Here is a 22,510-nt window from a genome sequence, read left to right as displayed (position 1 = left end):
TGAACGGCTGTGACGGGGAGGCAGTCCCCTGGACATACCACTTCACTGACAACACCAGAAATATACCCCTAGGGGGTATGTAAGTCAAGGGTGGCGTCAGTGGTGCATGGTCTCCTGGTCGCGGTGGGCGGCCGGCTCGACCTGGAAGGTGGAGTGTTCGATGCTGACCTCGAAGCGTTCGGCAACGCAGCGCTGCGGGTCGGCCAGGATGGTGGCGGCGTGCCCGTCCTTCATGCAGGTGTCCTGGACCGTGACGTGGGTTGAGAGGACCGGTGTGCCGGAGGCGACGAGGGAGGCGTGCAGGTCATGGACGTCATTGACGTGGGCCGGGGCAAGGATGTGTTCGCGGACCTCGCCCAGGTCCAGTCCGGGGGGGCGTTTTCCATCTTCCGCAGTCGCGCAGGCACGTCAGGTGGTTGGACATGCTCTGGCGCGACACCGCGAGGGAATCGGCGAGCTCGGACGGATAGGCGGGAGCGCCCGCCAGGGCCAGCAGGATCCGGGCGCGGATCGGGTCCGAGACCGCATATCCGAACCCGGACAGCACCGGCGCCTGGGTGAGGGGTTCCACGGCCCAAAGTACATCGCTGAATGTACTCAGGCAATTGTGCGGGAACACCGCCCCCTTGACCGCAGACATAGATAGATGTGAATATTTACATGTGTCTATGTCTCTGGAACTGACCCCCGTCCAGACGGTGGCGTGCTGTTCACCGCTCACCCGGGAACCGCTCTCTGCACCCGAAGCGGAGGGCATCGCTCCGCTGCTGAAAGCGCTGGCTGATCCGGTGCGGCTACGGCTGATGTCCCTCGTTGCCTCCCATAAGGGCGGCGAGGCCTGCGTCTGCGACCTGAATGACGCGTTTGAGCTGTCGCAGCCGACCATCAGCCATCACCTGAAGCTGCTCCATGAGGTGGGGCTGCTGGAGCGGGAGAAGCGGGGGGTGTGGGTGTATTACCGGGCGCGCACCGAGGCGCTGGAGAACCTCGCTGCCCTGATCGGGGGACAGGCGAAGTGAGCGGACTGATGAGGCGGGCCGGTGCGGAATTCGCCGGCACGGCGTTCCTGGTTATGGCCGTCGTCGGCTCCGGCGTGATGGCTTCCCGGCTGTCGCCGAACGACGTCGGGCTGCAGCTTTTGCAGAACAGCCTCGCCACCGGTGCCGCTCTCGTGGCGCTGATCGTGGCCCTGCAGCCGGTCTCGGCCTCGTTCAATCCGGTGGTGACCCTGGCTGAGCGTGCCCTGGGCATGATCGGCACGAGGGCTGCCCTGGCCCTGATCGGGGCGCAGTTCCTCGGCGGCCTGGCCGGGACGGTGCTGGCAAACCTGATGTTCGACGTCGGCCCCGTCACCTTCTCCGGCCACGAACGCGCCGGCGCCGGGCTCTGGCTGGGTGAAATCGTGGCCACGGCAGGGCTGCTGCTCGTGGTGTTCGGCACGGTCCGCTCTGGCAGGGCGGACCGGGTGGCGTTCGCCGTCGGCGGCTACATCACTGCCGCGTACTGGTTCACGAGCTCCACCAGCTTCGCCAATCCCGCCGTGACGGTCGCCCGGACCATCACCGACACGTTTGCCGGGATCGCGCCGGCCTCCGCACCCGGCTTCATCCTGGCCCAGCTCCTCGGCGGCGCCGCAGGGTTCGTCCTGGTCCGCCTTCTTTACCCGACGCTCGTCCCCGCCACTGCCATGTCCGCCGCGGAAGCGGCCAACCGAAAGGTGCTCTCATGACCGGGAAGCCCTCCGTCCTGTTCGTCTGTGTCCACAACGCCGGCCGCTCCCAGATGGCCGCCGCGTTCCTGACCACCCTGTCCCGGGGTGAAATCGAAGTCCGCTCCGCCGGGTCCCAGCCGGCGGACAAGGTTAACCCTGCCGCCGTAGACGCCATGGCCGAGGTGGGCATCGACATGTCAGCAGAGATTCCGAAGGTCCTCACCACCGAAGCCGTGAAGGAATCCGACGTCGTCATCACCATGGGCTGCGGCGACGAGTGCCCGTACTTCCCCGGCAAGCGCTACGAGGACTGGGTCCTGGAGGATCCGGCCGGCAAGGGCGTGGACTCCGTCCGGCCCATCCGCGACGAAATCAAGACCCGGGTCGAGGCCCTGATCGCCTCCCTGACTCCGGCCTCCGCATAAGCAAACCCAGCAGGGGAGGGGGTGAGCTGAATGAAGAACGGATGCTGCGGCGACTCCGGTTGCTGCGACGACGACCAGGACTGCTGCTAACCCGCGCCGGGCACTGCCGGCCCCACCCGGCCGGCAGGGCCCACCGAAAACAACTGCACCACCACCACGGCTGAAAGAGGACACCATGGAGTCAGCGAAGAACCTTCCCGTCGCCGTGATCGGTGCAGGCCCTGTGGGCCTGGCCGCCGCGGCCCACCTGCTCGAACGCGGCCTCGAACCGCTGATCCTCGAAGCCGGGACCTCGGCGGGCGCCGCCATCGAGCAGTGGCGCCACATCCGGCTGTTCTCACCGTGGCGGTTCAACATCGACGCCGCCGCCGTCCGCCTCCTCGAAGCCTCGGACTGGGAATCACCCCGCCCCACGGCCCTGCCCTGCGGCGGCGAACTCATCGACAACTACCTCGCACCCCTGGCCGCGCACCCGGCCATCAGTTCGCGGCTGCAGACCGGCGCCCGCGTCATCGCCGTCACCCGGGCAGGCCTGGACAAAACCCACGTCCGGAACCGCGACACCACCCCCTTTGTGGTCCGCGTGGAACACACGGACGGCGAAACCCGCGACCACACCGTCGCAGCGGTCATCGACGCCTCCGGCACCTGGGCCACCCGGAACCCGCTGGGCACCTCCGGCCTGCCAGCCATCGGCGAAGACGCCGCAGCGGCCCGAATCTCATCTCCGCTGCCCGACGTCATCGGCAGGGACCGCGCACGCTTCGCCGGCCACCGTGTGCTCGTGGTCGGCGCCGGACACTCCGCGGCCAACACCCTGATCAATCTCGCCGACCTCGCCAAAGACGCCCCGGACACCCGCATCGTGTGGGCCCTCCGCGGCGACTCCGCAGCCAAGGTCTACGGCGGCGGGGACGCTGACGGGCTGCCCGCCCGCGGCCAGCTCGGCGCGCGCCTGCGCCGCCTCGTCGAGGCAGGCACCATCGAACTCCACACCCGGTTCGGTATCGCTGCCCTGAAAACCCTCGACTCTGCCGTGACCGTCGAAGCCGTTGACGGGCGCACACTGGAGGCCGACATCGTAGTGCCCTGCACCGGCTTCCGCCCGGACCTGGACATCCTGCGCGAACTGCGGCTCAACTTGGACCCCGCCGTTGAAGCGCCAGTGGACCTCGGCCCGCTGATCGACCCCGAATTCCACTCCTGCGGCACAGTCCCGCCGCACGGCGCGAAACTCCTCGCCCACCCGGAGAAGGACTTCTACATTGTCGGCATGAAGTCCTACGGCAGGGCACCGACCTTCCTGCTGGCCACCGGCTACGAGCAGGTCCGCTCCGTCGCCGCAGCCCTCGCCGGGGACCGCGAAGCCGCGGACACCGTGCACCTGGCACTCCCCGAAACCGGCGTCTGCTCCACCGACGCCGGCACCAGCTGCGACGTCCCCGAACCGGTGCTGGTCGGCTTCCCCACCGGACTGACCCACGGCCGCTCCGCCACCAACTGACCGGGTGGAGGCGCCACCCGGCTCCGGGCCGAAATAGCCGGACCCCGCTCTATCCCCGGACCCCCGCAGGCCATAAGCTCCGAGCATGTCATCAGTCATCGTTTGCAGCGGCCCCCACGACGGCCACGTTTCGCCCATGCTCGGAGTGGCCCGGCAGCTGATTGACCGCGGCCACCGGGTCCGCTTCCTCACCGGTCCTGGCTACGAAAAAGCCGTCAATGCCGTCGGGGCCGAGTTCCTGCCGCTGGGCCCGGGCGCGGAGGAGCCGCCGAAGTCCACTGACGCCACCGGCCTCCAGGCGATCCGTGACGGAATGCGGGCGCTGGTGATCGACCCTGCCCGGGGCCAGTACCTGCCGCTGGCCGCGGCCATAGAGGCGGATCCGGCCGATGCCGTGCTGGCTGAGATCAGTTTCATGGCAGCGGCCATACTGGTCCGGCAACCCCTGGGGACTCGGCCGCCGGTCATCGCCTGCGGAATCTTGCCCCTGACCCTCTCCAGCCGGGACTGCGCACCCTTCGGGCTCGGGCTCATGCCCGGAAGCGGTCCGCTGTCACGGTTCCGGAACAGGGCCCTGAACTGGTTTGTGGCCAACGTGGCGCTCAAGGACACGCAACGGCAGGTCGACGAACGGATGCGTGCGCTGGCCGGAGTGGAGCCCGATGGTTCGTTTTTCCTCGACTGGATGCGCAACGCGGATCTCTTCGCCCAGTTCACGGTGGAGGAGTTCGAGTACCCGCGCTCGGATGCGCCGGACAACCTGCGCTTCTTCGGGCCCATGTCCCGGCACGCCGCATCAGCCTCCGTAACCCCCAAGCCGGACTGGTGGGGCGAGCTGGACGGCTCCCGCCCGGTGGTTTACGTGACGCAGGGGACCGTCTCCAACGCGGACTTCACCGCCCTGGTGGGCCCCACGCTCGAGGGCCTTGCCGAGGAGGACGTCACCGTCGTCGTCAGCGCCGGCCGCCGCCCGCTGTCAGCACTTCCGCCGCTCCCGGCCAATGCCCGGGCCGCCGAGTTCCTGCCGGACGCGGAGCTCCTGCCGAAGGTCTCCGTCTACATCACGAACGGCGGCTACGGCGGCCTTCACTACGCCATGGAAAACGGCGTGCCCATCGTGGTCGCGGGGGACACCGAGGACAAACCGGAAGGGGCTGCCCGGGTGGCCTGGGCCGGCGTCGGAATCAATCTCAAAACAGGCCGGCCCACGCCGGATGCCATCCGCGACGCCGTGCGGAAGGTGCTGGGCGACGGCCGGTACCGGGCCGGGAGCCAGCGGATCGGCGCGGCGATTGCCGCGTCCCCGGGCGTGGACGGGCTTATCGACGAGATGGAAGCGATGTTGCGGAAGGCGTGAACGGCATGGACACTCCAGAGGACCCGACGGGCAGCCGCGAGCTGAAGCACCTCCAGCATCCGCGCTTCGCCCGCGCTTACGCGCGTGCTGTCGGGCAGATGAACCGCCGCGGTGCCACCGAAAACCGGCGCCGCATGCTGGCCGGCCTGCACGGGACGGTCATCGAGATCGGCGCAGGGGACGGCTCGGCCTTCGCGCTTTACCCGACGGCCGTCACCCACGTCCTGGCCTTGGAGCCCGACGACTACCTCAGAAGCCTTGCCGTGAGTCGCGCCGCCACGGCCGCCGTGCCGGTGACGGTGCGCCCTGGTGCAGCCGAGCGCATCCCGGCCGACGACGGCAGCGTGGACGCCGTCGTCGCCAGCCTCGTGCTGTGCAGCGTCGCGGACCAGGCTGCCGCGCTCGCGGAAATGCGGCGTGTCCTGCGCCCCGGCGGGACCCTGGCCTATTACGAGCACGTCCGCTCTGGCCGCCCCGTCCTGGCCGCCGTCGAAGACCTGCTCACGCCGGCATGGCAGCGCATAGCCGGTGGATGCCACCTCAACCGGGATACCCTCGGCGCCATCGCCGCGGCCGGATTCACGATCCAGGACAACCAGCGGTTCGGGTTTTCCGTCCAGTCGATGACCCCTCCGGTGGCCCACATCCTCGGCCACGCCACCAGCCCGGGGCCGCCCGCTGATTGAGCTGGGGGATTGAGCCGGTGATTCAGCCAGTCGAAATCCGGGTCCGGACGTCCACAAAAGTACGACGGCGCCCCGTGGCTTTGGCGGGTCAGGCCAGGTTTTCCTTGAGCAGCGCACGGTGTTCGACGGCGGCCGCCTGGTGGAGCTTCCGGCCCGCCGCCGTGAGTTCGAGGTACAGCGACCGGCGGTCGTCGGCGCAGGACTGGCGGGTCAGCAGCCCGGCCTTCTCCAGCCGGTCCACCACCTTGGAGACGGCGCTCTGGCTCATCGGGGTCCGCTCGCCAAGCTCCTTCATCCGGCACGATGACTTGCTGTTCTCCGCCACGAGGTCCAGGATCTCGAACTCGTTCAGGCCGATGTCGAACTTGGCTTCCAGCGCCCGGTCGAGGGCGCACGAAGTGCGGAAGTATGCGTCCTGGATGCTGCGCCATTGCTCAACCAGCAGGCGGTCCGTCGTCGAAGCCATGCCCTGATTTTAGCCGACCTGCGAACTCAAGTCCACGTCATAATATTCCGCGTCATATTCCTTGTCATTGAATGACGCGTCATATAGATTTTGGGACATGACATCACCAACCACCCTCGAACGAACTGCCGGACCGATTGCCACGGCCGTCCGCTGGACCCGGGCCCAGTGGCTCCTGCTGATGGTTGTCTGCACCGTCCTGGCCCTGGACGGGCTTGATGTGTCCATGGTGGGCGTCGCCCTGCCGTCCATCGGGCGGGAACTGAACCTCGGCACGGACGCCCTGCAGTGGATCGTTTCCGCCTACGTCCTGGGCTACGGCAGCCTGCTGCTCCTGGGTGGCCGGCTCGCGGACCTCCTGGGCCGCCGACGGATCTTCCTCATTGCCCTCTCGGTCTTCGCGGCCGCCTCCCTGCTGGGCGGACTCGTGGATGACCCCGCCATCCTCATCGCCACGCGGTTCGTGAAGGGCCTCGCGGCTGCGTTCACGGCGCCCACGGGCTTCTCCATCATCACCACCAACTTCGCCGAGGGCCGCGAGCGCAACAAGGCCCTCTCCATCTTCACCACCTTCGGTGCCAGCGGCTTCTCCCTCGGGCTCGTCGTCGGCGGCCTCATGACCAGCCTGAGCTGGCGCTGGACGTTCCTGGTCTCCGTGCCGATCGCCGTCCTGGTGGTCATCCTGGGCAACCGCTTCATCCCGCGCGATACGCCGGACGCCACGGACAGCGGCCACGACATCTGGGGCGCCGTCACCCTGGCGCTGGGCATGCTGGGACTCGTTTACACGCTGGTGTCCGCACCGGACCAGGGCTGGGGATCTGTGGCAACAATCGCCGGATTCATCATCTCTGCCGCGGTGCTGGCAGCCTTCGCCGTCATCGAGAACAAGGTCAGGCACCCGCTCATCCGCTTTGGCATCCTGCGTGAGGGCTGGGTGGCGCGGGCCAATCTCAGTGCGGTGGGGCTGTTCGGCTCCTATCTCAGCTTCCAGTTCATCGTGACGCTTTTCCTGCAGTCCGCCCTGGGTTGGAGCCCGCTGGCGATGGCTCTGGCCCTGCTGCCCACCGGACTGATCGTCGCCACCAGTGCGCCGTTCGCCGACCGCCTCATCAACGGGTTCGGCGCCACCCGGCTGATCCTGGCCGGACTGGCAGCCATGGGCCTTGGCTACGTACTGTTCCTCCGGGTGGGCACCACGCCCAACTACGCCCTGGACATCCTGCCGTCCATCATCCTGCTGGGCATTGGCTTTGCCCTCGCCTTCCCGTCCATCAACGTCCAGGCCACCGCGGGCATCAAGGATTCCGAGCAGGGCCTGGCGGCCGGACTCATCCAGACCAGCACCCAGGTGGGGGCCGCCCTGGTCCTGGCCGTCACCACCGCCATGGTCAGCGGCGGGCAGTCCGGCCGCGGCACCGTCCCCAGCGCCGCCGCCATGCTTGAGCAGTACCGGCCGGGCCTGGTGCTGAGTGCCGCCGTCGCCATCGCCGCGCTGCTGGTTGCGGCTGTGCCGGCCCGACGGCGGACGGTCGCCTTGGCTGCCTAGCCCACGTTGCAGCGAAGCGGTGCCCCGTCCATGGGAGGGGGCACCGCTTCGCTGCAGCTGATCTGCTGTGAAGCTATCCGATGAGGGTGGTGATGAGCCGGATGGATGTGGCCACGATGGCCACCAGGCCAATAATTCCAAACAGGTTCTGCCACCACGTGTTTCGCAGGTCGCCCATCACCGCCGTCTTGTTGCTCATGATGAGCAGTAGGACCCCGAGCAAAGGGGCGATGAGCACGGTCAGGGATTGGGCGATGACAATCAGGCCGACCGGTGATGCCTGGAACGAGAGAGTGACGACCAGTCCGAAGGCGAGGATGACGCCGGTGACGACGCGGGCTGCGGGTGAGCCTGCATTCGCGCCGCGGCCCATGGCATCGGAGAACATGGTGCCGCCTGCTGTGGCGTTGGCGATCATCGAAGAGAACGCGGCACCGGAAAGGCCCAGGGCGAAGAGCATGGACCCCACCGGGCCGGCGAGCGGCTCGAAGATCGATGCCAGGGCCCCGATGGACGCCGCGTCTCCGCCCGTTTTGCCCAGGACCGCGGCGGCAACGAGGATGACGAGGGCCGTCATGATGCCGGGGGCGACGATGCCGGGGACCGTGTCGACCAGTGTGATGTCCCGGTAGTCGGCGCGGGTGCGCTTGTTTTCCTTGATGCCGTAGGACGTGTAGAACGCGGCGTTGATGGAGAAGTTGGTTCCAACCAGGGCCACGATGAGGATTTCGCTGCCCACAGGGAGGGTGGGAACCGCCCCTTCGAGGGCGCGGTACCAGTCGGGTTGGGCGACGACGGCACTGGCGACGAAAGCGACGGCCATGAGGGCGACGATGACCAGGAGCGCCTTCTCGATGATGCCGTAGACGTTGCGGAAGGCGAGGACGAGGGCGACGGCGACTGTGCAGGCAACGGTCCAGAGGACGGGTGATCCGCCGAAGACCAGGGAGAGGCCCAGTCCGGAGCCGACCGCGTTGCCGACGGAGAACATCAGTGTGATGCCAAAGACGCCGACTCCGGCCAGCACGCCCACTGGCCTGCCCAGGTGTTCCTTGATCGAGGTGATCAGGGAGGTCGGTGTGGCTATGCCGAGCCGGACACTCATGTCGGTGAAGAAGATCATGAGGATGGTGGAGACCGCAATGACCCACACCAGGGTGTAGTCGTAGCGGCTGCCGGCCTGCACGGCGGTGGTGAGGTTGCCCGGGCCGAACTGCCAGGCTCCCACCACGAAGGCGGGGCCCATGAGGGCAAGGTAGCCAAGAAACGTCCGGCGTTTTCCCGTCGTTGCCGGCGAGGGGTCTACGTGCGGGGTGGCCATCCGGGATTCCCTCTGTGCGGGATGTGTAATGGTCCTATTGTGCTCGCTCATGGCGAGTCCTCCTTCTACAGCGGCACTGCTGGGGGTCGTCGTTGACCGGGTGGAGATAGAAAGCCTGGGTGCGGGTGGCGGGCGTCAGGCCCGCCACCCGTAGGAATCCAAAGGGATCAGACGGTAGCGGTAACGCTTCCAAGGTTGGCGAACTGCAGGGCTGCGGCGATTTCCGCGCCGGCGCCTTCGGCGAGGGGCAGCAGCGGCGGGCGGACCGTGGCGTGCTCCAGGATGCCGCGGGCAACGAGGCCTTCCTTGAGGGCGACGGTGCCCTCCATGTGCGAGCCGCGGTGGTACACGTTCTTGGTGACGGGCAGGAGCCGGTCGTGGATGGCGCGGGCCGCCGCGTAGTCCTTGGCCTTGCCGGCCGCGATCAGTTCCACCAGCGGTTCCGGGGCGAGCCCGCCGTAGCCCACCAGGGCGCCGTCAACGTCGAACATGGTGTGCAGCAGGTACTCGTCGTGGCAGGTCAGGATCTGCAGGTCCGGGTAGGTTTCGCGGAGCACCGGGATTTCGGTGTCCCAGCGCTTCATGTTGCGGACGCCGTTCTTGGTGGCGAACACGCCTTCCTGGCCGGCGATTTCCAGCTGGGTCTCCAGGTCGTAGGTCGCCTTCGTGGCGTCCGGGTACTGGAAGAGGATCAGCGGCAGTCCGGACGTTTCGTAGATCTCCTTGTAACGGGTCTGCGGGGCGCCCTTCTGGTACCCGAACCGGAGCCACCCGTGGGACGGGTACACCAGGCCTGCGGAAGCGCCGGCTTCAACAGCCCGCTTGGCCTCGAGTGCCGCCACAGTGTTTCCCTCGCCGGTGATGCCCGCAATGATCGGGATCTCGCCGTTGACGGCGTTCTTGAACTCGCGAATCACGAGCGCCTGCTCATCCTGGGTCAGGAAGGTGCCTTCGCCGGCGTGGCCGAGCACAACCAGGCCTTTGACTCCCTCAACGCTGGCCAGCCAGCCGCCGAGGCGGTGGATTGCGTCGACGTCGACGCTGCCGTCGCGGTTGAACGGGGTGACGGGGGCGGGGACCAGCCCGCGGAGATCGATGGTCATTTCACTACCTCATGTCTTCTTTGATGGTCGGCAGTCCCGCCGCTGTGGGAACGTTTGCGGGAACGTTTTCATTCTGCAACGTGGTTCAGGTCACTGTCAAGGGAACGTTTTCATCCGGGAGGAAATAGAGTGTGTTTCAGAACAACCCTGCAGAGGAGCATTGCCATGGAACCCAGCGCCGCCGCGACCGTCACATTAAGGGACGTTGCTGCGGCAAGCGGCGTGAGCATTTCCACCGCCAGCCGCGCCCTCGACGAACGCGGCACGGTCTCCCGGTCCGCCACGGCCGCGCACGTCCGCAAGGTCGCGGAGGAACTTGGATACCGCCGGAACTCGTTCGCATCGAGCCTGCGCCGGGGCGAGACGCGGACCTTGGGTGTCCTCGTGCCGCGCCTGAGCGACACTGTGATGGCCCTGATGTTCGAGGAACTCGAACGGGCCGCCGCGGACCGGGGCTATTTCGCCATGGTTGCCACCAGCGGTGACGAACCCGACGACGAGCGCCGCGCTGCTGAAACGCTGCTGGACCGCAATGTGGACGGCCTCATCCTGGCCACCGCCCGCCTCGATGACAAGCTGCCGCGGCTTCTGCGCGAACGCAGGGTGGCCCACGCTCTGGTGCTCCGTACCGACGGCGTCAGCCCCTCGGCTCTCGGTGACGACGAAGTGGGCGGCTACCTGGCCGTCCGCCACCTCATCGACCTCGGGCACCGGGACATCGCCGTCGTCACCGGGCCGTCGTTCACATCCACTGCGAACGCACGTTTGGACGGGGCCCGAAGGGCCATGCATGAAGCCGGCATTGAGCTCCCGGACAACTGGAGCATCGCCGGCGGCTACGGCATAGAGAACGGCTTCGCGGCCGGCGATGCCCTGCTTGATGGGGATGCCGGGAGACGCCCCACCGCGATTTTCGCGGCGAATGACAACCTTGCGATGGGCGTCATGGCCGCTGCACACCGCCACATGCTGAGCATCGGCGGGGACCTGTCCCTGGTTGGATACAACGACATCCCCCTGTCATCCCGGCTTCCTACCCCGCTGACCTCGGTCCGGACTCCCCTTGCCCAAATAGCCCGGACCGCCATCGACCTCATTATTGATCCCAACAAAGAGCCGCGGGTGAGCAAGTCCATGCCTACGCTCATCCCCCGTGAATCAAGCGGCCACCCCCAGGGGCAGGGGTAACTCTTCGACCCCCTCGTTTTGGATGAGGCTGGGATGGGTGCGCGGGTTCATTCTCAGAATGTAGGTGACTTGTTTCGGCAACATATTGCCGCTTTCGGCGTTGCTTGGTTCCCGGCGCACGCATAGGAGCCGTATCGGCAGAATGTTGCCGGAAATGCCGAACCCAAGTCTGCGCTCCACCGTTCACGGTGACCGGGGACGGCGGATCAGGCGGGGGTGGGACGAATGTTGTGGTTGTACCGGAACACGTTCTGCGGGTCGTAGCGGTTCTTGATGGCCACGAGGCGCCGGTATTTCTCCGGCCCGTAGGCGTGGAGTGCGGCGTCGGCATCCTGTCCGAGTTCGGCGCCCAGGAAGTTGACGTATTCGCCGTGTTCGGAGAACGGCTGCATCAGGGCGTAGGCCCTGCGGGCGAAGGCCGTCAGCCGTTCGTCCTCGGACGGATCGCGCCAGAATCCGTAGACGTTGAGCCAGTAGCGCGCGGACCGGTTCGGGAAGGCCGTGGCGCCTTCCGGGACCCGGCCGAAGGCGCCGTCCAGGTGGTGGATGTCGATTCCGGTCCCTTGCCAGGCCAGTTCGGAGGCGAAACTCAGCAGGACGCCGACCACCTCCTCATCGAGGCGGGAGAACGACACGTTCTTCCAGTAGCCGCGTGAGCCCTTGGGGAACACGGTGTCCATGGCACTTTGCCAGTCCAGCCATGACGTGGGCCCCACTTCCTGTTCGTCGGGGCGAGCCTGGATGCGCAGCTGGTCCACGAGGTTCAGGCCGGCCTGGTGGTCGTGGGATGCCCAGGCGAATCCGACAACCATCCACGGTTCATCACCCATCCCGAATTCGGGCGGCAGCACCAGGAAGGAGATGATCGGGTTCATCGCCTCGGGCAAGTTCCGGGTCCAGGCAGCGACCGCCATGAGGGCGTTGCGCCAGTGCTGTGGCCGGTAAAAGAGGTTCCCGCCCAGGGGTGTTGCCGGCAGCGGGTGGGCGCGGAAGGTGAAGGAGGAGACGACCCCGAAGTTTCCGCCGCCGCCCCGCATCCCCCAAAACAGCTCGGAATTCTTCTGGCTGCTGGCATGCACGTGGTCCCCGCCGGCAGTAACGACGTCGGCGGAATCCAGGTTGTCCAGGGTCAGGCCGTAGGTGCGGGTCAGCCAGCCGACCCCGCCGCCAAGGGTGAGGCCGGCCACCCCTGTACCGCTGATCACCCCCAGCGGAACGGCCAGGCCGTGCTCGGCCGTGGCCCGGTCCACGTCTGCCAGCGTTGCCCCGGGCTCGACGGTAACGAGCCCTTTCCCGGCGTCGACCTTCACCCGCCGGAGGGGGCCGAGATCCAGAACGAGGCCGTCCTTGACCGTGCCGTGTCCGGCGATGTTGTGGCCGCCGCCACGGACAGCCAGTGCCAGGCCGCTGCGCCGTGCGGCGTCGAGCACTGCGTCGATGTCCGAGACAGCACCTGCCCGGGCGACGGCAAGCGGACGGACATCGACCATGCCGTTCCATACCGCGCGGGCATCGTCGAAGAGGGGATCCTGCGGCTCGATCAACGAGCCCGACAGCCGCCCGCGCAGCTCCTGCAGCGTCTGTTCGGTCTCGCGTCCGGGGCTGTTTTGATGAACTGTAGCCATCGGTCGGTGCTTCCGGGTCAGGGGGTGAAATACTCCGGGAACGGTGGGTGATGTCCAGAGTGTAGGTTCACGGCCTGCGCCCGGCAACAGTGAATTTGTTCGTCGGGGCGGACGGGTAGGTAAACCCTCGGCCGGGGTTTAACTGTCCGTTCGCGCTCTCGTGGGTGCGTCGGCCAGGCGGCTCAGCTCAGCACCAGCCAGACGCCCAATGCCCCGAGGACAACGCAGGCTCCGGCGGTCCAGAACACCGCGGCGGTGTCCGGGGTCAGATGCCCGGCCCTGATTCCTTCGACGCTGCGCCGGTAGCGCCGCCGCTGGGTGGCGTAGATGCCGGTCCCTGCGGCGACGGTGAGGCCGAACATCGCCAGCACGAACGGTCCCTGGTCCGGGAGCCAGCGCAGGCTCATCGCGCTCGCGGCAACCAGCGTCAGCACGGTCCGGCCCCAGGCGAGCGCGGTGCGCTCCGGCTGCAGCCCGGGGTCGCCGTCGAGCGGGCCGTCGCCGGGCAGGGGAGCAGTGGCCGGGTTTTCGTCCATGGTTCAGGCCAGGACGACGACGGCGATCACCACCGCCGCCGCGACGGCACAGCCGGCGGCGAGCAGCGGACCGATCAGCGGCAGGGGCAGCGGCCGGTTCGAGCGCAGGCTCGCCTCGACCCGCAGCCAGCGGACGGCGGAGCCCGCGCTCAGCAGCATGCCCAGCAGCAGGAGCAGAACCGCCAGCCCGCGGCGGATGGGCTCCGGAAAGACGTCCGTGGTGAAGGCCTCCACCGCAATTCCGCCGGCGAGGAGCGCCAGGGAGGTGCGGATCCACGCCAGGAACGTGCGCTCATTGGCCAGGGTGAACCGTGGGTCCGGCTCGGTGCCGCCCGGCAGGAGCTTTTCAGCGAACCTGCTTCTGCGGGAGTCAGGGCCGGACGGGGGAGGCGGGGTGGACGGCACGCTCACAGTCTAGTCAGTGACGTTTGTTTACAGATTGGTGAAATTGTTTTCACAGGCGTGTAAACGCGACTCACCTGCGCTTATGATGCATCCAGAGGGCAGGAAGTCCAGCCAGGGGCCAACTGCCCGGAGTCAGAGGAGTGCCCATTGGACAGTACCCGGTTCCCCTCCGGTGACGGCCAGCCGGATGACGGCGGGGCTGGCGGGGCTGGCGCCGAGGTCCCGCTGGTGCGGGAGCAGGCCTACGAGATCATCGAGGCGGTCCTGGCCGGCACGGATCCGGAGGGGGCCGAGGTCCGGGAGCGGCTGCGGGAGCATGTGGCTGCGCATCCCGGAAATCCTGAGGCCGCGCTCCATGAGCACCTCATCTTCACGCGCTCCCTGGCCCGGCAGGCCAACAACAGGACAGATCCCAAAAAGCAGGATGCGCACCGGCATCCGGCTGCCGAGCAGATCAGCGTCCCCGGCCGCGGGCAGGCGGCCATCGAGGCGATCCTGCATGGCGGCATGCTGGTCACGGCGTTCCAGCCGATCCACGAGCTTGGCCGCGGCGGTGTCATCGGCGCGGAGGCACTGACGCGGTTCCTGTGGGAGGACGGCGACGGTGCAGGATCCTGGTTCAAGAATGCCGCCGCCGTCGGGCTGGGTGCGGACCTGGAGTTCTCGGCGCTACAGGCGGCTGTGGCCGCGGCGCAGGATCTGCCGCACCATCTGGTGGTGGCACTGAACCTCTCGCCGGCCGTGTGTCTGGATCCCCGGCTGCCGGGATTTTTGGAACACGCGGCTCTGGAACCGTCCCGGATCATGCTGGAACTCACCGAACCGCTCCAGTCGGACGAACTGGAACCCCTGCTGGACGTCCTGACGCCGCTGCGCAGTTCCGGCATGGGGCTGGCGGTGGATGAGGCGGGGACGGAGGCTGCCTCCATGCGCCACATCCGTTCGCTCCGGCCGGACGTCATCAAGATCGGCCGCGGCCTGGTTGCGGGCATCGACGCCGACCCAAGCCGCCAGTACCTGGTGGCCGACCTGGTCGAATTCGGTCGGCAGACCGGGGCGGCGCTGGCCGCCGTCGGAATTGAAACCGCCGCCGAACTTGCGGTCCTGACCCGGCTGGCAGTGGCTGCCGGCCAAGGCCACTTCCTCGGCATGCCCACCATCGACGTCAAGGAATGGGCCACCTGGGCCGGCCCCGCCACGGCACTCCAGAACCGCCGCGGGCGGCGCATGGCAGGACAGCCGCCACAGCCGAACGGACGCTGACCGCCGCAAAACCCGCGGATGAAGGCCCGCCAAGGCTAACCGAGGCGCGTCTCCGGGTGGCAGACTTCCACCATGAACATCGAGCAGTGGTGGCCCAACCTCAAGCCCGCCACGCAGGCATGGCTGATTGATAACAACGGCGACGCCGTCCCGGAGAGCCTGGCCGCCGAGATCGCGGAAGCCGGCGGCCCGGCCGCCTCGGATGCCCGGCAGGGCGGGGACGACGAGCCCCCAGGGTTCTATTTTCCGGACGAGGTGGTCGACTGGATCGAGGCGGTGGGCAACGGCGAAACCCCCGAACCGCCCCGGCCCCGCTGACGTCAGCGGGCGGCCATGCAGATGCCGGGCGCCAGCGTTAGCCCTGCTGCGCCGCCCATTCGTCGACCCGGCGGTTGCTTTCCTCCTCGGAGAGGTCTTCCACGCGGGTCATGATGGACCAGCGGACGCCGAAGGGGTCCCGGATGCTGGCGTACCGGTCGCCGGAGACAAACGTGGCCAATGGCTCGCGGATCGTGGCTCCGGCCTGTTCGGCGCGCTGCACCAGGGCGTCGGCGTCCGGGCAGTAGAGGCCAAGGGAGTAGCAGTCGTTTTCGCCCTCCGGCGCCGGAACCAGGTGGTATTCGGGGTTGGGTTCGCCGAGCTGGAGGTGGCCGTTCCCGAAGTCGAGTTCCGCGTGGACCACCACTCCGCGCATCTCCGTGGCACCGACTACGCGGGCGCCGAACACGTCCTGGTAGAAGGCGATCGCTTCCCTGGCGCTGGTTACGGCGAGGAACGGCGTGAGGCTCGTCAGGCCGTTCGGAATCCCGTGCGTCGTGTGCTCTCCGTGGGCGGCGGTGGTCGATTCGGTGCTTGTAGTATCTGTCATGTCCATGACGCTACGTGCCCTGCCAGCGGCGGCGCTTGGAGATTCACGACAGTCTGAGGGGACCGATGGAGAGTTCGTTCAAGGGGATCCTGTACCCGGCCCGGCTCCCCAGTTTCCACCGCCTTCCGGCGCCGGCCTCCGTGGCGGACCTGGTCCAGTGGATCTGGATTCCGGAGTGGGACATAGAGCCCGGCCGCACATCCCGCCAGCACCTGATCGCGTACCCGGGCTCCAACCTCGTGGTGCAGCCTGACGGCGTGGTCTTCTCCGGACCGACGACCAGGGCCGCCCATCGGGACCTGGCCGGACGGGGCTGGGCGGTCGGTGCGCTGCTGCGGCCGGCGGCCGTGCCGCTGTTCACCGACGATCCCGCCAGCCTGCGGGACACGGAAGTGGCGGTGGCCGCGGAAGATCTGCACCGTTCCGTCTCGGCGGTCATGAACACGTACGACGGCGATACTCGCCGCGAGCGCGCAGTGGATGCCTTTGCGGGGTGGCTGGCCGGCTTTGCCGGGCCCGCAGTGTCCGAGGAGGCGTTGCTGGCCAACCGGCTGATGGACGTCATCGGTTCGGACGCCTCGGTAGTCCGGGTGGAGGACGCCGCGTCTGCGCTGGCGGTTTCGCAGCGGACCCTGCAGCGTGTGGCCAGGAAGTACATCGGCCTCAGCCCTGCCGCGCTGATCCGCCGTCGGAGGCTTCAGGACGCGGCCGAGCGGACGCGCCTGGATGCGTCAGCGGATCTGGCAGCGATAGCTGCCGAGCTTGGGTACGCCGATCATGCGCATCTGACAAATGACTTTCAGAAGTACCTGGGTTTCACCCCGAGCACGTACCGGCAGGCGGTTGCCGCCGGATCCGGTGGTTGAGCCTGTCGCGCCCGGATAGGTTTCAGCCCCGGCCATCCGGCAGAATGGGCGCCGTGAGTACCCCGGATGCCGCTGTAAACCGCAAGCCCCAAACACTGCTGAGCCGCGCCCTGAACGTGGTGCTGGCCCTTGTCATGGTCCTGGTGGGGCCGGTGATGATCGGTGTCGGTTCCCGGATGGCTGATGCGGATGACGAGATCGCGCGGACGGGTGTGCACACCACCGGAACCATCGTTGACTTCAACGACGCCAGGAGGGCTTCGCAGAGGGACATCAGGGTGAGGTACACGTCTGCGGACGGAACGGTCCGCTACACCTCGGCCACCGTGGACCACGACCAGCGCCCGACGCAGGGCGAGGAAGTCACGGTGGCGTACCGCGAGCAGGAGCCCGGCCAGGCAGTCGTGCTGGGCTACGAGAGCGACGGCATCATGGTCCGGGGCATCGGCACTATCCTGGCCATGATTTTCATTCCCATCGTTCTCATCCTCGTTTTTTCGAAGCGGGGGAAGAGACGCAGAAACAGGCTGGGCTAGCCGCGGTTCGGTTCATACCTCAGGAGGACGTTGGATGATGAATCGAATCTCACGGAATCCAGAAGGGTAAAGGCTGCAGATCGGGTGAAAATCGGTATGCCTTCAGCCAGTGCGTTAGGGCTGATCATCAGGTGGACTTCATCCACCAACCGCATATCGAGGAGGTTGTTCCAAAGGACCCTGCTGGCGAAAATCAGGATGTCGCCGTTGCCTTCCTGCCGGCAGGCGTGAATCCAGCCGGGCAGCTCGTCGCCAGGAATAACGGTGGTGGTGTCCCGCCAGGCGTTGTCGGCGGCCACCACGAAGGTGTCTGAGACCACTGTTTTGGGCAGGGAGTTGAAGGCCCGGCTGATCCGGCGGTTGTCCTCGCTTACCGCCTGGTTCGCCGGATCGTCAGGGGCGGTAGCTATTTCTGGCCAGTACGAGCTGAAGCCTTCGAAGGACTTCCGGCCCAGGAGCAGAATGTCCGCCGCCTCGATCCGCGTGCGGTTGTACTCGTCGAACGCTGCATCCATGTTCAGCACGAGGGGATTCCCATCGCTGGCAGCGTAGAAGCCGTCCACGGACGCGATATTGGAGACGACGACCCTTCGCATGGTGAGATCCTTCCAGATCGGTCGCCTGCAGACCAGAAGACATCGGGGGTCTTTTACGCGGTTCCCTACTCCACCTCATCCTCCCGTTGGAACGCCCTGACTGCTTCGCTCACTGTCGGGTAGAAATGTTCGGGAGAGAAGCGTGCGCCCATGCCGTACTGCAACAGTCGGTCTTTGACCGGGCCTTTGAGCTCGGCGAACACCAGGTCCACACCGTGCCGGTCCAGGAATTCGTCAAGCTGCACCAACTCGTCCAGTGCAGTCGTGTCGATTCCCGTCACGGGTTCTGCGGCCAGCACCACGCGTTCTGTGCCGTCCGCTGCCTCCTCCAGTTCGTTGCGCACGAAGGACCCCAGCAGGGCTCCGTTGCCGAAGAACAGCGGTGCGTCGAAGCGCAATATCAACAGGCCAGGGATGCGGTCCCCTTCCGGGTGACGGCTCACGTCGTGGTACCCCGGTACCCCGGGCACGTCCACCAGTTCAGTACGGTAGGGGTCCCAGGCCCGCCGCAGGAAGTCCAGGATTGCCAGGCCGATGGCAACGGCGATGCCCGGGAGGACGCCCAGTATGGTGATCCCGAGGAATGCCGCGAGCATCACCAACGATTCGCTGCGGCTCATGCCGATGAGCCGTCGCACACCGGCCGGGTCGGCGATTGCTGCGGCTGCGGCGATAACAATGGCGGCAAGGGTGGCGGCCGGAAGGAACTCTGTGACGCCGGGTGCCAGGAGCATGAAGCCGAGCACCAGTCCTGCGCCTATGGCCCCTGTGAGCTGGGATTTCGCCCCGGCCTCCACTGCCACCGGCGTGCGGGACATGCTGGCCGAGACCGGGAAGCCGCCCAGCAGCCCGCTGGCAGCGTTCGCCGCGCCCAAGGCTGCCATTTCATGGTTGCCGGATACCCTGCCGCCCTCTGCGGCGGCCAGGGATTGGGACAGGGTTCCGGTGTCAACGAAGATGATGAGGGCGATCGCAGCGGCGGCGGGCAACAGTGCCAGGACGTCGGCCCACCCGATGCCGCCGAGGGCCGGTGCAGGGAGCCCCTGCGGGAGCGCACCTGTGACCTTCAAACGCTCGTGGAGTCCCAGCAGGGCCACGGCGATGCAGGAGACAACTACCGCAATGAGCACTCCCGGAACCTTCCATCGCAGCCAGCGGGGAACCAGGATGAGCGCCAGCGAGACCAATCCGAGCACCAGCGCCGTCACATTGGTCTCGCCGGCAAGCACCTTCGGCGCGGCGGCGAAGAGTTTTTCCCAGGCCGTGCCGTCTTCCACGGAGATCCCCAGGAGGGTGGGAAGCTGGGACACCGCCACCAGCAGGGCTATGCCGTTGAGATAGCCGAGCCTGATGGGCTTCGACAACAGTCCAGTGACGACTCCCAGCCTCAGCGCCGAACCGAACAGCAGGATCCCGCCTATCAGTATGGCGAGAAGACCCGCCAGCGCAACGGACTTCTGCTCGCTATCCGCGGCCAGGGGAACCAAGGCTGCAACGATCATCGGGGCGAGTGCGGAATCCGGCCCCAGCACCAGCACACGCGATGGCCCGACCGCTGCGTAGACAATCAGTGGCACAACGGTCGCGTACAGGCCGGTCACCGGTGGAAGACCGGCGGCCTGGGCGTACGCCATGCCCGCCGGGACCAGGATCGCGAAGAGCGCGGCGCCGGCCACCAGGTCATGGCGCAGCCACTCGATCCTGTAGCCACGCAGGGCTGGCGGGACCAACCAGGCTGGAGCTTTTGCGGATCGGCGCATCTTCCGATCATGTCCCATCATGCCCCGGCCCGTCATCAGTTCGACTACGACGGTGCGCACATGATTGCTTCAGCGTTGCATCCGGATGACATCTTCGTGAACCGACTGCCCGGACGTTGCCCAGGCGGAACGCCGGTCAGTGGGAGGCCGAGGGAATTTCGAGTGTTGCGGAGTGGTCCGGCACGTGCAGAACGTCGCGCCGCGCGGTAGGTGATGCCATCCGCCCGGTCAGATGGCGGTGGGCGGCGCGCTGGCGCTTTCCCTGAGCCTGTTCCTGGCGCCGCGTTCAACCAGGGTCGGGATGTAGGTGCGGATCCGGCCACTGTCCAGGAGCGCGTATTCCTCGGCCACGACGGCGGCGATCAGGTTCCGGGGCGTTTCGGGGTAGCGGGCCGCGAGGCGGTCGGTGACCTTGGCGATCGTTTCATGCTTTTCCGTGTCGTCCATGATTCAGTCTGAGCGACCTGTGGCTGCGGCGTCCATCAGCTTACTTATGGCTTGGCATCGAACGCTTGGCGGGCCGTGGGCAGCTTCATAGGGTTTGTCGGTTTCCATAAGCTGCCGCTGTAAGGATGTCCATCCGCCGGTGTGACTATGCCTGCGCCTCGCCCGGCACGGGAAAGCAACTGGTCTATCGTTTGTGGCCGGTAGCATCACAGACATGATGCATCAGAGCGCAATCTTCGTCGACGCAGGCTTCCTTCTCGCCGTCGGCGGAACCCAAGTCGCCGGGACGTCGTTGCGATCAGCGTTCAGCGTCAATTACGAAAAACTCATACGCGGGATTCTGGGCCGCGCCAAGGACCACTGCGGCCTGGAATCGCTGCGCGTCTATTGGTACGACGCCTCCAAGGATGCGTTGTTTACGGACCAGCACAAGAAAATCGGGTTGCTTCCCGACGTTAAGGTCCGGCTTGGCCGCATCTCGTTCAACGGGGAACAGAAGGGCGTCGACCTCAAGCTCGGTCTGGACCTCGTCGGAGTTGCCCGGAACAGGGCGGCGTCGGTGGCCTTCCTGGTCTCGGGCGATGACGACCTTGCAGAGGCCGTCGAAGCCGCACAGGACCTCGGCATGAAGGTGGTCCTGGTGGGCCTGGACGATCCGAGCCACCGGCTCGGGGTCGCCTCGGTCGCAGAACACCTGGCTCTGCGCGTGGACAGCATCATCACCCTTCCGGCCGAGCTCATCGAATCCTGCTTCGCCAAATCCGTTTCGGCGGCGCCCCGGCCCACCCCCGTTGCGCCGACTCCGGGGCCATTTCCGCCCCGGCCCACGCCTGGATCCGGACCGCGGCCGGCGCCACCGTCGGTCCGGCCGCCAGTGCAGCCCGCAGCCCCGAAGCTGCACCGGTCAGAAGCACACCTCGTGTACAGCTCAGGCGGCGGAGCCATGACTTCTGATGCCTATGAGGGCTCGGCCCTCGACGTAGCGCAGGAGGTTGGCGAGAGTGTGGCCGTCAGCTGGTACGGCTCCACCACCCAAGGGGAACTGAATGAGCTTTTGGCGGACCGCCCGGTGCTGCCGGTGGAGATTGACCGTGTCCTGCTCAAGGACTGCGCCCAGCGGATCGGTGAGTACAAGACGGACCTCCAGGGTGTGCGGAGAGCGTTACGCGATGCCTTCTGGCTGAAGCTCGACCAGCTCGTGTAACTCTGCTGGTTCCTGCTCGATCGAACAAGAATCCCACGGATGACGGGGTCAATGGTTGGCATGTCCAGCACCATCCGGATCATCCAAGGAGCAGAAATGAACGCCGCACCGTACGGAATCGTGCACTTCTTCGCAGGGGGCACCAAGGACCAGTACGACGCCTCAATCGCAGCCGTTCACCCGGGCGAGGGGCGCCTGCCCGACGGCCAGATCTTCCATGCAGCCGGCGCTTCCGAAGGTGGGTGGAGCGTGTGGCGGCCGAAACAGCCGGCCTAACCCGGCCATTGGCCTGCCAATCCCTATTCCGGCAGTTCCATCTGGAACCCGCAGTCGCACCTGAGGACACGGGTGGCGAGGTAAACATCCAGGCTGTCCCCATCCGTGCCTTCGGTGGACAGCGGCGCGGAGAGCCGGCGGATTTCCGACCCGGCTTTCCGCATCGGCCGCCCACAGTGGATGTAGTGCCCGCCGAAGATCAGCACGTCCCCGGTCTGGTCGGCACGGGCCAGGACCATGGACAGATCCGCGGCCTGGGCAGGATGCTCACTGAAGAGCCCGCACTGGCCGCAGGTGTAGGAGACGAGGACGATCTCCGGAGGCGAGTGTTGAAGCCCCGTGACTGATCTGATGGTGAGTTGGCGGTCGGTGCCGCAATGGCCGCACATCACCGGGAGCACCCGGTGCCTGCCGGCGCCGTCCTGGCGGGAGCCGTGAAAACCCAGCGACATGATCAGAAGGCGAACGGGTAGCTGGCGAGGATATAGTCCGCTGCTGCGCGTCCCTTCATCCTCAGTCTGCCGCTGCGGACATTAACCCCGCACAGGCGCATTCCTGCCCTGAAGACGGCGGGGCGTCTGGGTTTCACGCCCTGGAGCAGGCACCAGCTCGTGTACAGCCCGTACAGGCAGTCCGGTCCCAGCGGGCTGTCGGTGTCTGCGTCGGGAGTGGTTGCGTCGTGAAGGAACTGCTGGAAATGGGAGGTGGCCACGTCAGGCTCTTTCCTCGGGGTGCACGGTGTCCGCCGTGAGGCTACAGCGGGTACCCCCGGCGGTGCACGGCGCCGGAGGAGGTTCCTGCGGAACTTCAGCCATACA

26 protein-coding genes and 2 pseudogenes are annotated in these 22,510 nt (G+C 67.0%); 14 read left to right on the top strand and 14 right to left on the bottom strand.

Translation table 11 applies throughout. The features are described 5' to 3' along the window. Positions 1 to 96: 96 nt before the first annotated feature. Both ABRP34_RS09115 and ABRP34_RS09110 read right to left on the bottom strand, forming a co-directional pair. Positions 97 to 375: pseudogene (locus ABRP34_RS09115) on the bottom strand (cation transporter); the annotation flags it as partial. 13 nt (positions 376 to 388) lie between these two features. After that, a pseudogene (locus ABRP34_RS09110) lies at positions 389 to 571 on the bottom strand (winged helix-turn-helix domain-containing protein); the annotation flags it as partial. A gap of 97 nt (positions 572 to 668) precedes the next feature. Here ABRP34_RS09110 and ABRP34_RS09105 point away from each other — a divergent pair. The 6 genes from ABRP34_RS09105 to ABRP34_RS09080 all read left to right on the top strand — a co-directional run bounded on the left by ABRP34_RS09105 (position 669) and on the right by ABRP34_RS09080 (position 5,683). Then, positions 669 to 1,019, top strand: coding sequence for a metalloregulator ArsR/SmtB family transcription factor (locus ABRP34_RS09105; protein ID WP_353712980.1), 351 nt, complete (start codon positions 669 to 671; stop codon positions 1,017 to 1,019). Further along, the gene (locus ABRP34_RS09100) at positions 1,016 to 1,729 is read left to right on the top strand and encodes an MIP/aquaporin family protein (RefSeq protein WP_353712979.1); all 714 of its coding nucleotides are present in this window, start codon (positions 1,016 to 1,018) and stop codon (positions 1,727 to 1,729) included. Before ABRP34_RS09105 ends, ABRP34_RS09100 begins: the two co-directional genes overlap by 4 nt. After that, a complete protein-coding gene (locus ABRP34_RS09095) occupies positions 1,726 to 2,136 on the top strand; it encodes an arsenate reductase ArsC (RefSeq protein ID WP_003802573.1) in 411 nt (136 codons plus the stop codon). The genes ABRP34_RS09100 and ABRP34_RS09095 overlap by 4 nt, the downstream gene beginning before the upstream one ends. Before the next feature lie 175 nt (positions 2,137 to 2,311). Beyond that, positions 2,312 to 3,640 (top strand): FAD-dependent oxidoreductase, encoded by a 1,329-nt coding sequence (locus tag ABRP34_RS09090; RefSeq protein WP_353712978.1) that lies wholly within the window; start codon positions 2,312 to 2,314, stop codon positions 3,638 to 3,640. An 85-nt stretch (positions 3,641 to 3,725) separates the two neighbouring features. Next, entirely contained in the window at positions 3,726 to 4,997 is a 1,272-nt protein-coding gene (locus tag ABRP34_RS09085; RefSeq protein ID WP_353712977.1) for a nucleotide disphospho-sugar-binding domain-containing protein, read from the top strand. Between the two features lie 5 nt (positions 4,998 to 5,002). Further along, the gene (locus ABRP34_RS09080) at positions 5,003 to 5,683 is read left to right on the top strand and encodes a class I SAM-dependent methyltransferase (RefSeq protein WP_353712976.1); all 681 of its coding nucleotides are present in this window, start codon (positions 5,003 to 5,005) and stop codon (positions 5,681 to 5,683) included. An 88-nt stretch (positions 5,684 to 5,771) separates the two neighbouring features. On the opposite strand, the gene ABRP34_RS09075 is transcribed toward ABRP34_RS09080, so the two are convergent. After that, positions 5,772 to 6,149 (bottom strand): MarR family transcriptional regulator, encoded by a 378-nt coding sequence (locus ABRP34_RS09075; RefSeq protein ID WP_353712975.1) that lies wholly within the window; start codon positions 6,147 to 6,149, stop codon positions 5,772 to 5,774. A 97-nt stretch (positions 6,150 to 6,246) separates the two neighbouring features. On the opposite strand from ABRP34_RS09075, the gene ABRP34_RS09070 reads away from it, so the two are divergent. Next, positions 6,247 to 7,698 carry an MFS transporter gene (locus ABRP34_RS09070; protein WP_353712974.1) on the top strand — a complete coding sequence of 484 codons (1,452 nt, stop codon included), beginning with the start codon at positions 6,247 to 6,249 and terminating at the stop codon, positions 7,696 to 7,698. A gap of 73 nt (positions 7,699 to 7,771) precedes the next feature. Here the strand turns inward: ABRP34_RS09070 and ABRP34_RS09065 are convergent, their stop codons facing one another. Next, positions 7,772 to 9,070 (bottom strand): Nramp family divalent metal transporter, encoded by a 1,299-nt coding sequence (locus tag ABRP34_RS09065; protein WP_353712973.1) that lies wholly within the window; start codon positions 9,068 to 9,070, stop codon positions 7,772 to 7,774. Between the two features lie 116 nt (positions 9,071 to 9,186). Beyond that, positions 9,187 to 10,122, bottom strand: a complete 936-nt coding sequence (locus ABRP34_RS09060) for a dihydrodipicolinate synthase family protein (RefSeq protein ID WP_353712972.1) — start codon at positions 10,120 to 10,122, stop codon at positions 9,187 to 9,189. 165 nt (positions 10,123 to 10,287) lie between these two features. On the opposite strand from ABRP34_RS09060, the gene ABRP34_RS09055 reads away from it, so the two are divergent. Then, a complete protein-coding gene (locus ABRP34_RS09055; RefSeq protein WP_353712971.1) occupies positions 10,288 to 11,310 on the top strand; it encodes a LacI family DNA-binding transcriptional regulator in 1,023 nt (340 codons plus the stop codon). A gap of 206 nt (positions 11,311 to 11,516) precedes the next feature. Here the strand turns inward: ABRP34_RS09055 and ABRP34_RS09050 are convergent, their stop codons facing one another. From ABRP34_RS09050 to ABRP34_RS09040, 3 genes are all read right to left on the bottom strand, one after another. After that, positions 11,517 to 12,935 carry an FAD-binding oxidoreductase gene (locus ABRP34_RS09050; RefSeq protein WP_353712970.1) on the bottom strand — a complete coding sequence of 473 codons (1,419 nt, stop codon included), beginning with the start codon at positions 12,933 to 12,935 and terminating at the stop codon, positions 11,517 to 11,519. Positions 12,936 to 13,117: 182 nt separating this feature from the next. Then, positions 13,118 to 13,471 (bottom strand): DUF202 domain-containing protein, encoded by a 354-nt coding sequence (locus ABRP34_RS09045; protein ID WP_353712969.1) that lies wholly within the window; start codon positions 13,469 to 13,471, stop codon positions 13,118 to 13,120. A 3-nt stretch (positions 13,472 to 13,474) separates the two neighbouring features. After that, a complete protein-coding gene (locus ABRP34_RS09040) occupies positions 13,475 to 13,876 on the bottom strand; it encodes a DUF202 domain-containing protein (protein ID WP_003802601.1) in 402 nt (133 codons plus the stop codon). A 147-nt stretch (positions 13,877 to 14,023) separates the two neighbouring features. On the opposite strand from ABRP34_RS09040, the gene ABRP34_RS09035 reads away from it, so the two are divergent. Together ABRP34_RS09035 and ABRP34_RS09030 are read left to right on the top strand one after the other, a co-directional pair. Then, positions 14,024 to 15,139, top strand: a complete 1,116-nt coding sequence (locus ABRP34_RS09035) for an EAL domain-containing protein (protein ID WP_353712968.1) — start codon at positions 14,024 to 14,026, stop codon at positions 15,137 to 15,139. 72 nt (positions 15,140 to 15,211) lie between these two features. Then, positions 15,212 to 15,457 (top strand): hypothetical protein, encoded by a 246-nt coding sequence (locus tag ABRP34_RS09030; protein ID WP_353712967.1) that lies wholly within the window; start codon positions 15,212 to 15,214, stop codon positions 15,455 to 15,457. Positions 15,458 to 15,494: 37 nt separating this feature from the next. Here the strand turns inward: ABRP34_RS09030 and ABRP34_RS09025 are convergent, their stop codons facing one another. Continuing rightward, the gene (locus tag ABRP34_RS09025) at positions 15,495 to 16,007 is read right to left on the bottom strand and encodes a VOC family protein (protein ID WP_353712966.1); all 513 of its coding nucleotides are present in this window, start codon (positions 16,005 to 16,007) and stop codon (positions 15,495 to 15,497) included. A gap of 65 nt (positions 16,008 to 16,072) precedes the next feature. On the opposite strand from ABRP34_RS09025, the gene ABRP34_RS09020 reads away from it, so the two are divergent. Beyond that, entirely contained in the window at positions 16,073 to 16,873 is an 801-nt protein-coding gene (locus ABRP34_RS09020; protein WP_353712965.1) for a helix-turn-helix transcriptional regulator, read from the top strand. A 53-nt stretch (positions 16,874 to 16,926) separates the two neighbouring features. Then, complete coding sequence (locus ABRP34_RS09015) at positions 16,927 to 17,409, top strand: DUF3592 domain-containing protein (RefSeq protein WP_353712964.1); 483 nt, start codon at positions 16,927 to 16,929, stop codon at positions 17,407 to 17,409. Here the strand turns inward: ABRP34_RS09015 and ABRP34_RS09010 are convergent. The 3 genes from ABRP34_RS09010 to ABRP34_RS09000 form a co-directional block, all read right to left on the bottom strand. Beyond that, on the bottom strand, positions 17,406 to 18,005 hold the full coding sequence (locus ABRP34_RS09010) for a dihydrofolate reductase family protein (protein ID WP_353712963.1): 600 nt from the start codon (positions 18,003 to 18,005) through the stop codon (positions 17,406 to 17,408). The two genes, ABRP34_RS09015 and ABRP34_RS09010, sit on opposite strands and share 4 nt — an antisense overlap. Positions 18,006 to 18,070: 65 nt before the next feature. Then, positions 18,071 to 19,735 carry a SulP family inorganic anion transporter gene (locus ABRP34_RS09005; protein ID WP_353712962.1) on the bottom strand — a complete coding sequence of 555 codons (1,665 nt, stop codon included), beginning with the start codon at positions 19,733 to 19,735 and terminating at the stop codon, positions 18,071 to 18,073. A gap of 258 nt (positions 19,736 to 19,993) precedes the next feature. Beyond that, entirely contained in the window at positions 19,994 to 20,212 is a 219-nt protein-coding gene (locus ABRP34_RS09000; protein ID WP_353712961.1) for a hypothetical protein, read from the bottom strand. 214 nt (positions 20,213 to 20,426) lie between these two features. On the opposite strand from ABRP34_RS09000, the gene ABRP34_RS08995 reads away from it, so the two are divergent. Both ABRP34_RS08995 and ABRP34_RS08990 read left to right on the top strand, forming a co-directional pair. Further along, positions 20,427 to 21,416: an NYN domain-containing protein gene (locus ABRP34_RS08995; protein ID WP_353712960.1), complete on the top strand. Its 990-nt coding sequence runs from the start codon at positions 20,427 to 20,429 to the stop codon at positions 21,414 to 21,416. 96 nt (positions 21,417 to 21,512) lie between these two features. Next, a complete protein-coding gene (locus ABRP34_RS08990) occupies positions 21,513 to 21,692 on the top strand; it encodes a hypothetical protein (protein WP_353712959.1) in 180 nt (59 codons plus the stop codon). Positions 21,693 to 21,715: 23 nt separating this feature from the next. On the opposite strand, the gene ABRP34_RS08985 is transcribed toward ABRP34_RS08990, so the two are convergent. Both ABRP34_RS08985 and ABRP34_RS08980 read right to left on the bottom strand, forming a co-directional pair. Next, on the bottom strand, positions 21,716 to 22,144 hold the full coding sequence (locus tag ABRP34_RS08985; protein ID WP_353712958.1) for a hypothetical protein: 429 nt from the start codon (positions 22,142 to 22,144) through the stop codon (positions 21,716 to 21,718). Positions 22,145 to 22,146: 2 nt separating this feature from the next. Continuing rightward, positions 22,147 to 22,404 (bottom strand): hypothetical protein, encoded by a 258-nt coding sequence (locus ABRP34_RS08980; RefSeq protein ID WP_353712957.1) that lies wholly within the window; start codon positions 22,402 to 22,404, stop codon positions 22,147 to 22,149. Positions 22,405 to 22,510: the final 106 nt, after the last annotated feature.

It is taken from the genome of Arthrobacter sp. K5 (assembly GCF_040448525.1).
GTDB lineage: Bacteria > Actinomycetota > Actinomycetes > Actinomycetales > Micrococcaceae > Arthrobacter > Arthrobacter globiformis.
Note: the sequence above shows the minus strand (reverse complement) of the source record. Positions and strands in the feature narration are given on the sequence as shown.